The following is a 13,498-nucleotide window of genomic DNA, read 5'->3' on the forward strand; positions in this document are numbered from 1 at the left end:
GATTTTTGATCTTTTTTCACCGAAAAGCTGACACTTTTTTAGACCAAAAAATACTATTCAGCTATTAACACTCAGCTATCAGCAATGTGAGTAATAGACATCTCTATAAAAGAGGGAACAGGTAATACCATTTCTCTGTAAAAATGCGCTTAATAATTGTTGCTCAGACCTTATTAAACTGACTATTTTCATCTTTATATTAAGTAAAAATTCATGGATAAATGGTATAACAGGGAGAAATAATTGATAATTTATGGATAATAATTGATTTTATTTGGAATTTCTACCCGATTTATAATCAATAATTACTTCTAAGAGCTGATAATAGACATCGTAAGCATTTCCTGTGGACTGCTGCGCAAACAGCATTCAGCAGCCAGTTTATCAGCTCTTGATAAACATCTACTATTTTCCGCTACAGAATTGCATGAATTGAACTCAAACTCGTCGTTCTTGTGGTTAATTCTCTGATGAAAAATGTAATTGTTAATTATTAATTATTAATTGTTGAATCTTACTCATCTTCTGGTTTCAGAGATCGTACAGTTTCTTGAATTGACCCTATAAAAAATCCCATAATTGCACCTATTGTTGCATAAGTACGAGGTGCTTTTGCACTGCTATAACCTTTATCTATTCTCGTAAAATTACAACATTGATAACGACTTTTACTCATCTCGGCAGCAGCTAATCCAATTACTGAACCGATTAAAGCCATCATCAAGCCAGAAAATATTACTAGCTTTAAATTAATTGTTTTTTCTTCCATTACCAATTAACCTCCATAATTGGAATTAAAATAAAATTATTTATATATTTTTTTTCTAGCATAATTTTGACTATTTTCAACTATTAACAGTAAAAAAATTCATAAAAATTCAATCAATGTTACAGGCATTAAGGCGAGCTAAAAAGTATACTGCTAGTTTAGCTCCATAAGGAGAATCCCACCAAGCAACAGGAAAACAACCTTTAGGTGCTTCTAGACTAAAATTCAGTTTTTCATAAGGTATTGATTTATTGTTTGATAATAATCCAAGTCGTTCACAGGTCATATTCAACACTTTCATATCTATTTGAGAAATATCATAAGTTCCTCCCATACTTTCATAAATTTTCTTTTGTATACTAAAGCCAAAATGACCTTTACTATAATTCATCCAAAGCTCGTCGATTAAATTTATTACGCTACATGGAAATTTTATAACATCATCAGGAGTCAGTTTTTCTTTGTCAGTTTGACCAGATATTTCTAACATTACTTTTGCAGTTTCTTGGTCTGCTTCTTTCCATTTTCCTGCGGATAATAAATCTCTTAATTTTCCGTAGCGGTAAATATCAGAAATCAACATTAATGCTTCATCTAACTTTTTTTCTAGTTGAGCTACTCTTTCTGATAATTCTAACTCCCTTGAATTTTGTTGTGATGAGAAAGATTCATCAGAGGAAATAGTAGATGTATTTATCTCTTTATATTCTATTTCGTTAGACATAATTACTCCAAAAATTTTGCTCTAAACTATTTTTTTAGTATTTAGTAGTTCCTGGTTAGGGAAAAGTGGTAATAGTTTCTGACTTGATTATTTACTGAATAATTAAGGTTTAAAGCCTCTCCTTTAAAAAGAGAAATAAGAAAAAATTTTCCTTTTAGTCGATCCTCTTCTTTTTAGAGAGAGGTAATTATCAATTATCAATTCTTGAAAGTATTGACTTTCTCACAAATCCTGTACATATTTTTATAGTTAATTCTGCTCTAGAATTGATTTACTAATTACTTCACTAATAACTAAATTACCTTCAGGACTTAAATGAATATGGTCTCGATATAAACTATCTGGTTCTGAGACAGATTTAAAAATAGGTAGTAAATCTAGATATAAAATATTCTCTGCCTGAGTAAATTCTTCTAAACGTTTACGAGTTTTAATTTCATAATCGCGGGGTCCAGGTTCACTTACTTCCCGTAGTAAAGGAGTCATTGCTAGAATAAATTTAGCATTGTTTAAATTAGCCAATTCATGAATTTTTTTAATTGCTACTAAATTAAAACCAATCCGGTCGCCTTCTTCTTTAATTTCAGGAACTTTTGGAGCCTTGAAAAAATAACGATTTATCAATTCTGCAATAGCTGAAGGAGGTTTTTTATCTGGATAATTGCGGTCTAGTCCGACCACGGATGAACTAGGTGCTTTAGCAAATAAATCATCAGTATTAATTAGTAATATTACTATTTGAGAATTAAACAAACCGAACTTTTCTAAATAAGCAAATTCATTTCTCGGACCCCAAGAATTAGCTGAGGCATTAAGAACTTCAACTATTTTATCTTTACCAAATTTTTCACTTAAATAGTTTTCTATAATTGCAGAAACTGTATCATTTTGGTCAGTCCACCAATTACCATTAGCCACAGAGTCTCCTACAAGAAATATTCTCAATGTAGTATTTTCTTTTGACTCTTCTATTGGTTTTGACCGCATAGAATACTGATTGATTTTGATGCGATTTCCAAAGCGACTAACATTTTGATTTGGTGCTAAGAGATAACCAATTTGATTATCTGCAATATAAGTCAGAGGATTACCAAAACCCACTATAACTCGGAGTCCTATTTCCAATATCCCCAATAATCCAAGTATAAGTGCTGAAATTATAAGTAGAATTTTCACTAATCTAAATTAAATAAATGAATCAATTTTATTTTCAATGATTTAGTCTCTAGTCTTGAGGGTAATAAATATTGCTTTTTTGACCGATTATATTATTATTTACTAATTAGGGCTTGCTGATTAATTATCAAACCATTAACAAGTAAAGGTTGGAGCCTTCTTTGATTCCCCAAAAGTGTGCTGGTTTTAGTCTAAAACCCTCAAAAAGGCACGCATAAAAGGCAAACCTTCGGACAGAAAAATTGAGGGACAAAACGCCCGCTCCTATCTCCTCGCTCATTCCCTGTTTTTCCTGTCTTCCCCTCCCCTCCACGGTCGGGGGAGGGGCTAGGGGTGGGTTGTCTCCTACCCCTACCAAAAGACTTTCCATACGCAAACCCTAATTCTCAATATTTTCTATAGATAAATAATAGCTAAAATTGGCTGAAAATAGTTGGAATTACTACTGATGAAAATTTCCTATGATTGACAAAGTTCATAAACATTATAATTCAAATAAAATTTCTTATATAGTACTAAGTAAATAGGGTGCGGACATTTCTCTACTTCCTACTCTTTTACAAGCAAAATTTATTGTCAAACACCAAAAAATTTACTGCTTATAGATATCTATATTTATCCTATCTTAATTTTAAGAAGTTATAGATCGCCATACATTATCATAATGTAAAGATTCAGCTATTAGCACCTGGGGGATGCTACGCAAACAGCAATAACACCCTGCTTTTTAGGGCAGGGTTTAAATTCAAATAGATTTGAACGACTTTTGTAGTAAGATTTAATCCGGACTGAATTAATACAACTTTGAAAGTTTACCAAAAGTAATAACTGATAGCTGATAACGCAGTTCCTCCGATAGGAGGCTAGCTGACTGCTGTTTGCGCAGCATTCCGTAGGAAATGCTTAGATCATAATAACGCTCAAATCTAAGCATTTAATTTATTGACACTCTCATGACTAAATCACATATTATAGAGGGAGTCCTCTTACCAGTTTTTGATAGTATTTAACAGATTTTTCAGTATAAATATTATCATACTAAAAATTTATACACTAAAATCAAATTTTGATAGGACTTAGACAAAAACACTATATGTAGCAATAAAAAACTATAGTGCCACACTATCCATAGTTTTTATAGCTGAAAAATGCCTAAGTTCTGTTTGATTAAGTAAGGGAACATAAATAAACATTAAAACGAAGAATCTGAAAATAAAGCCAGAAGACAGTTTTCAAGCTTGTTTTCATAATTTTGAATTTCCATCACCATTTTACGAATAATTAAACCCACCTACTTAATATTCCTATAGAAGAAAAGACATAGGCAAGAAAACTTTTATAACTATTATAGATACAGCATATTCGCTTATTTATGTGGTACAATTGATGGCTTAAACAATTAATAATTAATAATTAATAATTAATAATTACCTCTCCTTGAAAACGGATAGGATTGACTCAAAGGAAAAATTTTTTCTTTTTTCCCCTTAAAAGGGGAGGCGCATACCCACAATTTCTCGGTAAAATTTTTTCCTTGTTCCCGGCTTCCCTACTCCCTAAAACCATCAATATATGTACTTTCAGAGAGTAGGAAACTGCTGTATTTTCAATAAAATAAATATAAAATAGCGTCAAGTAAAGTATGGAATATTCAATAATTTGAAGAACAAACTATATAAAGTTTTAAAATTATGATGACCAAAAATTGACATAATACTAGCAGAGTCTAGATAATAAGTACCTTCTAGGCCATAATTTCTAGTGTAAATTCTGTTATGTTATTGCAAAATAACCGTGGTTTCAGGTAAACCCGTGGACTTAAAGCAAATATTTAAAACCAGACATCCAATCATTGGGGTAGTACATTTACAGCCTCTGCCAACCTCACCCCGTTGGGGAGGCGACCTCCAAGCTATTATTAGTAGAGCAGAAAGAGAAGCCACAGCCCTTGCATCAGGTGGTGTAGATGGCATTATCGTAGAAAACTTTTTTGATGCTCCTTTTGTCAAAGACCAAGTTGACCCCGCTGTAGTTAGTGCCATGACATTGCTAATACAAAAGATTATGAACTTGGTTTCCCTACCAATTGGAATCAACGTTTTGCGTAATGATGGCCAAAGTGCGATGGCGATCGCCTCCTGTGTGCAGGCCCAATTTATTCGTGTTAATGTCCTAACCGGAGTTATGTCTACGGATCAAGGGTTAATTGAAGGAAAAGCACATCAACTTTTACGCTATCGTCGAGAATTGGGTAGTGATGTCAAAATCTTTGCAGATGTTCTAGTCAAACACGCCCAACCATTGGGTGAACCCAATTTAACTACAGTTGTCCAAGAAACAATTGAACGTGGTCTAGCTGATGGAATAATTCTCTCCGGTTGGACTACTGGAAGTCCTCCTACCTTGGAAGATTTAAAATTAGCTAGTGCAGCAGCATCAGATACACCTATATTTATCGGCAGTGGCGCTAACTGGAATAATATTTCTACCTTGATGCCAGCTGTAGATGGTGTTATTGTATCTAGCTCGCTGAAGCGACATGGCCAAATAGACCAACCGATAGATCCTATTCGCGTGAGTCAGTTTGTAGAAGCTACTCAGCGAAGCTTATCGAATCAGAGACAAGATAATGAAAATTGGCAGAAAGAAACTAATAATTTGCCTTCTCCTCTAAAAAATTAGGAATCAAAAATATAAATGTAAATTATGATTCACTGAAACTCTAACCTATGGATTAAGTGGCGGTTAAGCCAAATTATGGTGGCGATCGCCACCATAAGTGTACTAAAGAGTCTATGGCACTATAGTCAAGTTATAAGTCATCTCTTACAAATTACCAGTTAAAAGTTAATATTTTTAACCTTTTGCCTTTGTGTGGGTCAGAACATAAGGAGAGACAATATTAGCCCTATCATATACTTGATGACTTATTAAATATGTAGCACAATAATTGGCCTTAAGGATAATGATTCAGAAGTGTTAATTAGTCTCTATACTGAAATATTTGGTGTGCTCAACCGATTGAGTTTTTTGACCTATATTTATATTTAATAGACATCTCCAATTATCAAAAATCCAATCAATTATCGCGCAAAAATCATCAATTCTTTCCCCCTACTGCCTACTGCCTACTGCCTACTCCCTCTTTTCCGGAGAGGTCTAATGATGACAATGATTGTAAGCATTCATACCAATTTAATATGAAGCTGCATAGAATAAAGCTTCAAGAATGAAGTTGTAAGAAGATAGGGAACTAATTTGTTCGAGGGTAAAAAGTTGGAGAACCTGATGAAGTCGCGATCGCAATTCCCCAAGTGTCAAAAACACTTCTCCTTTCAATTGTTGTTTGATAAATTGCCAAACTCGTTCAATGGGGTTGAGTTCGGGACTATGGGCAGGTTGACAAACTGGAATTAAATTATCCGGCCATCGCAGAGCGGAGGTCACATGAGCTCCAGCTTGGTCAAGTTGAATCACAGCCATGTCTTCTCCCAGTTGACATCCGACCGCATTAATAAACTCCTGAAATCTTTCGGTATTGAGGCGATCGTATTCTTGACAAAAATGCCAGCCACTCAATGGTTCGACCACGCCCCCTGTGCCAGAAATTTTCACGCTTCCAGATTACAGGTGCTGTGGGTTTCACTCCTTTGGCCATAATCACTTTCCCCGTTTCAGTTTTTAGTCCCAAGCGAGTCTCATCTTGACACAAATAACGTAACCGTTGCCCGTGGGAAAACAAGCGTTGATAGGTTAATAGGGCTGGGGCGATGTTTTTTTAAAATGTTCATGGGCATTTACTTTTACCACAGCGCTCTGTGGGCGAGGCACTTTCAATTTGGCTTGAAGTCCATAGTGTACCCAATGATAGACTGTGGCATATTTCAGGTGTAGTTGATAAGTAATCTTGAGCCACTCGACAATTTCTCCATAACTCTTGAACCCAGGCCCCTTTTCCAGTCGTTCTTGTAATCCAACTAGAGCTTCATAATTTAAATGGGGGGATTTTCCTGGTGCTTTTTTGACGGCCAGCAATTCGGACAATCCTCCTTGACGATACTTTTGCAGCCACCGAGTTACAGTTGAGCCATCCCGTCCCAGACGTTGGGCAAGAGTTTGATGCTGAGTGACTTGTCCAGTTTTGAGCCACCACAACATTTGTAACCGTTCCTTTTGGCTGGCACTACGACTGTTTTTTAGTAGTTTTTCCAAATTTTCTGCACTTTCTGCGATCGCTACAATCAGTTGTCGTGCCATAACCAATTACCTCTCAAATCAACATATCTTTTATTCTATGCAACTTCATATTAAATTGGTATCAGCGGTCAGCTATCAGCTAGCCTCCTATGGTCGGAACTACGTTATCAGCTATGAGTTATTAAGTCATTATTTTGGAAGAAGGAATTAGTATTCAAGGAGTGAAATATGTTTGCGCAGCATTCCGCAGGAAATGAAATAGTTCTTTCAGCTAACCTTGGTCATTGTTTGATTATTTATTTCAAAAGCTAATAGCTGAATGCTTACCAATGATTTACCTTTTGTCGTGAATCTAGACACTAATAGAATGTTCCGACTTAATGTAGTTAAGACGTGGATATTAATGTTTGGATTAGCAATTCAAATCGTGGTTTGTAGAAATTATCTAATTTGGAACGCTACTATTGAAATTAGTGAAGTTATATATTTTTAATGTATCGCTTCTACATGATTTTTGGGGTTGCACATTATGGAATGATATTGTCAAAAATTAGTTTAGACTTTGACTAAAAAAACCTAATCTTAATCATTCTAGCAATTGATTAATGCCAAATCATGTTCATCAAAAATATAAAATCATTCGTCACTATGCAACGCCTTATTTTTAGGTAATCTATTCATCTTAATATTATCTAATTGGTTAAGATTTAGAAATATTTTTCTATAAATCGAATTACTATTGACATGGTAGCTTTAATTATAACATTAGGAATTTATATATATAGCGTTTTTCAGGCTAGTGAGGTATACTCTTGTCTTTACTTCGCTGTTGCCTGTTGCCTGTTGCCTGTTGCCTAAAGCTTAGAATTTTGTACCTCACTCTTTTTGGGAATTGCTATATTAATACAAATGTTATGTAAGGCTGCACAGAATTATGAATTTATTAATTTTTCATTCTTGAGCTGTAGTCAACTGTGATTCAACTTTTATTCTATAGCAACTTCGTATTAATTTGGTATCAAACAGAGCAATACTTTGAGAAACTCTAGTTACATACAGCCTCATAAAAGTTGAGTAGAATATCAATTCATATACAACTCCTCAAACTATTTTTACAGTAATCTCTCTGAAGTGGCAGAAATCAAATCAACTCGTCATTTAAGAGGAATATATACTAAAAAGTATGGAGTATTTTCCTATCTTCATTGTCAAGAAAAAATCAAATTTTCACAAAGAAGATTTTGAAAATTAAAGCCTATTTTAGCAATAAAATCAATAGCAAATTTTATTCAGATTACAGACTTTAGAGCAGCCAACAAATTCATCTACTTATCAGGGAAGTACAGCTTTAAAAACTAGATTTTAAGCATCAACTAAAGTAAGCAGTGAAAACAATAATATTAAGATAATAGTAAATATACATTCTTACTTTACCGAAATCAACCAGAGAAGATTTGTTGTCAATACTGATAGGCTATAATATAAAGTGAATATATCATAACCCTTAACTATCCGGATAAACAGCCATTTTATTTTTTAGATCAGGCTTGCTAAATAAATTTCAAACCGTGACTAATCATGGTTTTGAGAATTATTAAAGCCTCAAAAAGCTTAATAAATAAGCTTTCTATAGTATCAAAATCAATATACCGATTGAAAACAAAACAGTAAAGTAATGAAATTAAAATGATGTAAAAACTTTACCCTATTCCTTGTTCACTGTTTCCTAACCTAATTATTAGGACTTTTTACCCAGAGCATACATATAGTTATTTTTTTATTTATATTACCTAAAGATGTTCAAACTTTTCGGTACACATCAAAATACCATTCTGAAGAATATTAAACACTGGCTAATAGAAAACCGTCGATTATTACTAACAGCTTCAACCTCAGCAGGTATCGTAATACTTTTACGTTCATTAGGTCTTTTGCAATCTTGGGAATGGACACTTTACGATTATTTTTTTCGCTTACGTCCAGCAGAATCATTAGATCCCCGTATCGTAATTGTAGGAATTGATCAATCAGATATACAAAAGTATGGCTATCCTATAAACGATCAATTAATGGCTGAAATACTACAAAAATTACACTCACTTCAACCTCGTACTATTGGTTTAGATATATATCGTGATTCCCCTAGAGAACCAGGATATAAAAATTTCCTCAAAGCTCTAGAAAATATTCCTAATATAATTGGTATTGAGAGAATAGGAATAAAAAATAGTTTAGGAATCAAAGCACCTGCAATTTTAGCTAAAAAACAACAGGTAGGATTTAATAATATAACAACAGATCCTGATGGAAAAATTCGTCGTGGCTTGCTCTATATGCACTTAGAAAATGGTAAAGTTAGGGAAAGTTTTCCACTTAAACTGGCTTTAAATTACTTAAAAAAAGAAGGAATTGAGCCAAAACCAGCTAATAAAGCCAACGATTTGCAATTAGGTCTAGCGGTATTTCATCGTTTTAAAAGAAATGATGGAGCTTATATTAGAGTTGATGCAGGTGGCTATAAATTTTTAGCAAACCCCAGAAAAATATCAGATAGTTTTTATACAGTTTCCATGAGTGATTTACTATCTGGAAAAATAACTCCACACTTATTCAAAGACCGGATAATTCTCATTGGTTATACTGCGACCAGCGTTAAAGATTTTCATAGAAATTCTTACAGTAATCGTTTATTTAACTCTCCTAAAGAAATATCTGGGGTAGAATTACAAGCTAATTTTTTGAGTCAAATTTTGAGTTCAGCACTAGATGGTAGAGTAAACATTAAAGTTTTTCCTGAACCTATAGAATGGTTATATATTATTGTTTTTTCTTATATAGGTGCTAACTTAAGTTGGCAATTATTATTGCCCAAAAAATCAATTATCACAATATTATTGATCGGTATTAGTATTACTGGATTTTCTTATATTGCCTTTATTGATGGTGGTTGGTGGTTTCCGATAATCCCCTCAATATTTGCTCTTAGTAGCTCTGCTGCTATGATTATGTTTCATCTTGCTTACTTAAAAGAAGAATGGCAGAAATCTACAGAATTTTTACAGTCAGTTATTGATGCAATTCCTGACCCTATATTTGTCAAAAATAAAGATCATCATCGTATTGTTATAAATGAAGCTTATGGTAAATTTATCGGATATCCTATAGAATCTCTACTCATCAAAACAGACTATGAATTATTTCCTCAAAATGAAGCTAATATATTTTGGCAACAAGATGAGTTAGTATTTCAAACAAATCAACAGCAAGAAAATGAAGAATATTTTACAGATGCTCGTGGAATTACTCATATAGTTGCTACGAAAAGAACTCTTCATCAAGATGCTGCAGGAAATCTATTTTTAGTAGGAGTAATTAGAGATATTACCGAACGAAAAAAAATGGAGGAAAACCTGAAGGAAACAGCAACAAGATTAAAGCTTGATAATGATAAACTAAAGCTTTTAGGAGATTCTTTACATCATCAGGCTAATCACGATCCCCTCACAGGATTACCTAATCGTAAGCAATTTCATGAGCGTTTAAGTCAAGCTATTGAATGGGCAAATGTGAATGAACAAATGGTTGGTCTACTATTTCTAGACCTCAACGGATTTAAAGCCGTTAATGATACCCTGGGTCATAATATAGGAGACTTACTATTAAAATTAGTAGCACAAAGATTGCAAGGGTGCTTAAGAGGAAGTGATACAGTGTCCCGACTTGGAGGTGATGAGTTTACTGTAATTTTACCAGGTATTCCAGGACAACTAGGAGCTTCTAAAGTGGCTGACAAAATTCGCAACACAATTAATCAACCTTTTCAATTAGAAGACCATATTGTACCAGTGGGAACCAGTATTGGTATTAGTCTATATCCTCTTGATAGTCGAGACATTGACCAACTAATTCATCACGCTGATAGTGCTATGTACGAAGACAAGAAACAGCAGAAGAAACAACGTTAAATAATGATTGTAAATGTGATTAGATTAGCATCTCAAATAAATTTAACCCAGTAATATATTACTGAGTTGAAAAATTTAATACTTTATTCATTTGTGAAAGTTTCCTGTTTTTGAACTTTGATGAAGTAATACTTAAATATACATTTAATTGCAGATGAAGAATATAGTTAAGGTCGCGATCGAATTTATGCTCATCATTAATTGATGACAAATTGGGTAGTTATCACAAGTCATAATTTTTGCAGCTTACCTCCTGACGATGAAAGGGATGTACTAAAAAATATCCTTACATATTTAGAACTACCACAAATTGAATACTTGCTCAGATAGGGATATGAAAATGTATATCACAAAATCCCAGAGAACTATAGCAGAGGACAGAGGATAGGCTAAAGGCAATACTGGGAAAAACTTTTCCTTGCCTAAGGTTGATCATCGCTATATGTCCTAAGCAAATTTTTCGCCTGCTATACCAAACTCCTGACTCTATGTAATTATCCTAATAAACTTAGCTACTAGTGTAGCTTTCTCGATAGTGTTTTTCCGAATTTACACTGGAATAATTGGCCATTTAATTAATTTGATTAAGCCAAATATCGTATGTACATCTGTGTATTTACTGAATATAATGGATTTATAATAAAAGTTTTAATAATTTGGATTTGCTATTCATAGCTACCAATTAGTAGCCAAATTTCAATGAATCTGTAAAATTCAACAACACAATCAATAAAAAGCACTACTATTCTTGCAAGCTCATCAATCTAGATAATCTTTGATCTAGCTCTACTATCAGGGGATAACTTTTATGAATGCGATACTACTACTTACCAAAAACATAGCTTTCTCAACCTTAACTTTCAGCTTAGGTATCATAATACCAACAAGAGTGATGGCATTGCCAGCAGCTAGCTATTACTCTAACTCTAATCAGACTTACACAGACGTTGATACCTATTTTTTAAAATCATCTATTCTTGTAAAATATACACCAGACGATAATGGTAAATCTGGAGACAGTGAAAAAGGTGGAGGGGCACACTAACATTACCTCATTTTCATTTAAATACTAAATAGCTATCTTAGGATTAATCTACTATATTTATTTCTGGTCGTGATTAAAACTTTAGGCTTAATTAAGTTTAATAATTCATGTCCTAATTTTTTCAATTTCTCTCTAAAACGCATCGATAATATCAGTTAGTCTGAAAACAATAAATTTAAGAAGTAATGGCTGAGGTTAATAGATAATCAGGCATTTGATCGATACTAATATTAGTGCACCGAATAATTAATAATTTCAGCTTTGAAGACTATCCTTTTAACTTTGAAGGAGAAAAATCATTGATATTTGGTGTTGCTGAATCAAGCTATGAAACCTAAATTTGACAAAATATAAAATGCTTTTCAGTTAATAGTTAGGCAATTGCCATTAAAGCACAATCATAGCCACGCATCACCAACGCCGATATTTTTGTTTTGTAGTCAAACCTTTTATTTATTTAAGAAGAGATAATTGTTGAATGTTGAATGTTGAATGTAAGAACTAAACTCTAGAAACTTGAAACAATTGACATACTCCTGATTTTGCCCATAGCTCAACTACTCTGAGTTATTCAAATAGCATGGTTCTATCTCCCAGTCTACCTCAATAATGGCCGTGCCGTATTTGTAGAGCATTATCGATCGCCTTCAACTAATCAGAAGCTTAAATTAGATATAAATCCACCTAATTTAAACTTCTTTATATTTCCCAACACCGACACAAGCAGAATAAATACGGTTTTAACCCGTAGAGTTTCTAATACTTAACTTCAATAATCAATTGGTAATTCCCAATATTTAATCAAGCACTCAAGTATTAAATAGCGGCATTGAAAATTGACTAATATCTGAGACTTTAGTCTATGCTAATCTTAGTCATATGAACCAGTATTCAATCTATAGTCACCTTCAATGTACACATCAGCAGGTGGAGTTACTGTAAAATTTTCAAGGTTAGCTTCTAAAAGATTTTTCTGTCTTTCAGTTAAATTAGGAATTTCTAGTACATCCTCTACTTTTTGATAAGGAGCATTATCTACTATCATCGAAGCTATAGTTGGGAACATTCCCCGGTATTTCCGAAAGCTTCGTAAAGGACTATTGTTAAGATCGAGCTTCTCTCCAATCTCTCCTAATTTTCTGTCTGCCTTGTTAACCCTTCCAGATTCTACTGCTAGAATTGATGTTGAAGGCCATACAGTTAAACTTAAGTTACCTGCATAAGCTTGATGGTATGGCATTAATCCTACACAACCTAGACATAAACCTAATATTGCTAGCAGTAAGCCGATTTGTTTCATTATTCTATTTCTCCTAATCTATTGATATACACAGTTTTTTAAGTACCTAACGGTAAAAATTAAACTGTAGAAATTTAAACAGTTTACTTAATTGTTAGTAGGTAAATCAAGTAATGACTGCATGATGCAGCTTACTATTATCTAAACTCAGAAAGTCTATGAAAATAATTTTTCTACTTGTTGGTTTTCACTGCTTAAACGTCTCGCAAATTATCTCTTCCTTGCTCTAATTCTATAGAAACTTTGGGAGATATATTTTTGTCCAACAAGACAAATTTAGTCATAGACTATTAAGCCGTTCTACTAAACTTACCCAAACTTA

10 protein-coding genes are annotated in these 13,498 nt (G+C 33.3%); 4 read left to right on the plus strand and 6 right to left on the minus strand.

What is annotated here, in order from left to right:
- Positions 1–514: 514 nt before the first annotated feature.
- The 3 genes from F6K15_RS04190 to F6K15_RS04200 all read right to left on the minus strand — a co-directional run bounded on the left by F6K15_RS04190 (position 515) and on the right by F6K15_RS04200 (position 2,669).
- Positions 515–769: a hypothetical protein gene (locus tag F6K15_RS04190; protein ID WP_293057429.1), complete on the minus strand. Its 255-nt coding sequence runs from the start codon at positions 767–769 to the stop codon at positions 515–517.
- Positions 770–878: 109 nt separating this feature from the next.
- Positions 879–1,493, minus strand: coding sequence for a GUN4 domain-containing protein (locus F6K15_RS04195; RefSeq protein ID WP_293057432.1), 615 nt, complete (start codon positions 1,491–1,493; stop codon positions 879–881).
- 249 nt (positions 1,494–1,742) lie between these two features.
- The gene (locus F6K15_RS04200; protein ID WP_293057435.1) at positions 1,743–2,669 is read right to left on the minus strand and encodes an SGNH/GDSL hydrolase family protein; all 927 of its coding nucleotides are present in this window, start codon (positions 2,667–2,669) and stop codon (positions 1,743–1,745) included.
- 1,812 nt (positions 2,670–4,481) lie between these two features.
- Here F6K15_RS04200 and btpA point away from each other — a divergent pair.
- Entirely contained in the window at positions 4,482–5,351 is an 870-nt protein-coding gene (gene btpA / locus F6K15_RS04205; protein WP_293057503.1) for a photosystem I biogenesis protein BtpA, read from the plus strand.
- Between the two features lie 513 nt (positions 5,352–5,864).
- Here btpA and F6K15_RS04210 read toward each other — a convergent pair.
- Both F6K15_RS04210 and F6K15_RS04215 read right to left on the minus strand, forming a co-directional pair.
- The gene (locus F6K15_RS04210) at positions 5,865–6,284 is read right to left on the minus strand and encodes a transposase (protein WP_293057438.1); all 420 of its coding nucleotides are present in this window, start codon (positions 6,282–6,284) and stop codon (positions 5,865–5,867) included.
- Between the two features lie 138 nt (positions 6,285–6,422).
- Positions 6,423–6,926, minus strand: coding sequence for a helix-turn-helix domain-containing protein (locus F6K15_RS04215; protein ID WP_293057440.1), 504 nt, complete (start codon positions 6,924–6,926; stop codon positions 6,423–6,425).
- Between the two features lie 259 nt (positions 6,927–7,185).
- Here F6K15_RS04215 and F6K15_RS04220 point away from each other — a divergent pair, with 259 nt between their 5' ends.
- The 3 genes from F6K15_RS04220 to F6K15_RS04230 all read left to right on the plus strand — a co-directional run bounded on the left by F6K15_RS04220 (position 7,186) and on the right by F6K15_RS04230 (position 11,876).
- Positions 7,186–7,359 carry a hypothetical protein gene (locus tag F6K15_RS04220; RefSeq protein ID WP_293057443.1) on the plus strand — a complete coding sequence of 58 codons (174 nt, stop codon included), beginning with the start codon at positions 7,186–7,188 and terminating at the stop codon, positions 7,357–7,359.
- Between the two features lie 1,303 nt (positions 7,360–8,662).
- Positions 8,663–10,831 (plus strand): CHASE2 domain-containing protein, encoded by a 2,169-nt coding sequence (locus F6K15_RS04225; protein WP_293057446.1) that lies wholly within the window; start codon positions 8,663–8,665, stop codon positions 10,829–10,831.
- An 892-nt stretch (positions 10,832–11,723) separates the two neighbouring features.
- Positions 11,724–11,876 carry a hypothetical protein gene (locus tag F6K15_RS04230; RefSeq protein WP_293057449.1) on the plus strand — a complete coding sequence of 51 codons (153 nt, stop codon included), beginning with the start codon at positions 11,724–11,726 and terminating at the stop codon, positions 11,874–11,876.
- A gap of 871 nt (positions 11,877–12,747) precedes the next feature.
- On the opposite strand, the gene psbU is transcribed toward F6K15_RS04230, so the two are convergent.
- The gene (gene psbU, locus F6K15_RS04235; protein WP_293057452.1) at positions 12,748–13,176 is read right to left on the minus strand and encodes a photosystem II complex extrinsic protein PsbU; all 429 of its coding nucleotides are present in this window, start codon (positions 13,174–13,176) and stop codon (positions 12,748–12,750) included.
- Positions 13,177–13,498: the final 322 nt, after the last annotated feature.

Source organism: Okeania sp. SIO2B3, assembly GCF_010672525.1.
In the GTDB taxonomy this organism is placed as follows: domain Bacteria; phylum Cyanobacteriota; class Cyanobacteriia; order Cyanobacteriales; family Microcoleaceae; genus Okeania.

Bases quoted from the DNA above. Each gene is read 5' to 3' on its own strand.
- F6K15_RS04215 (WP_293057440.1), bottom strand. From the start codon at position 6,926: ATGGCACGACAACTGATTGTAGCGATCGCAGAAAGTGCAGAAAATTTG.
- F6K15_RS04195 (WP_293057432.1), bottom strand. From the start codon at position 1,493: ATGTCTAACGAAATAGAATATAAAGAGATAAATACATCTACTATTTCC.
- F6K15_RS04230 (WP_293057449.1), top strand. From the start codon at position 11,724: ATGGCATTGCCAGCAGCTAGCTATTACTCTAACTCTAATCAGACTTAC.
- psbU (WP_293057452.1), bottom strand. From the start codon at position 13,176: ATGAAACAAATCGGCTTACTGCTAGCAATATTAGGTTTATGTCTAGGT.
- F6K15_RS04220 (WP_293057443.1), top strand. From the start codon at position 7,186: ATGCTTACCAATGATTTACCTTTTGTCGTGAATCTAGACACTAATAGA.
- F6K15_RS04190 (WP_293057429.1), bottom strand. From the start codon at position 769: ATGGAAGAAAAAACAATTAATTTAAAGCTAGTAATATTTTCTGGCTTG.
- F6K15_RS04225 (WP_293057446.1), top strand. From the start codon at position 8,663: ATGTTCAAACTTTTCGGTACACATCAAAATACCATTCTGAAGAATATT.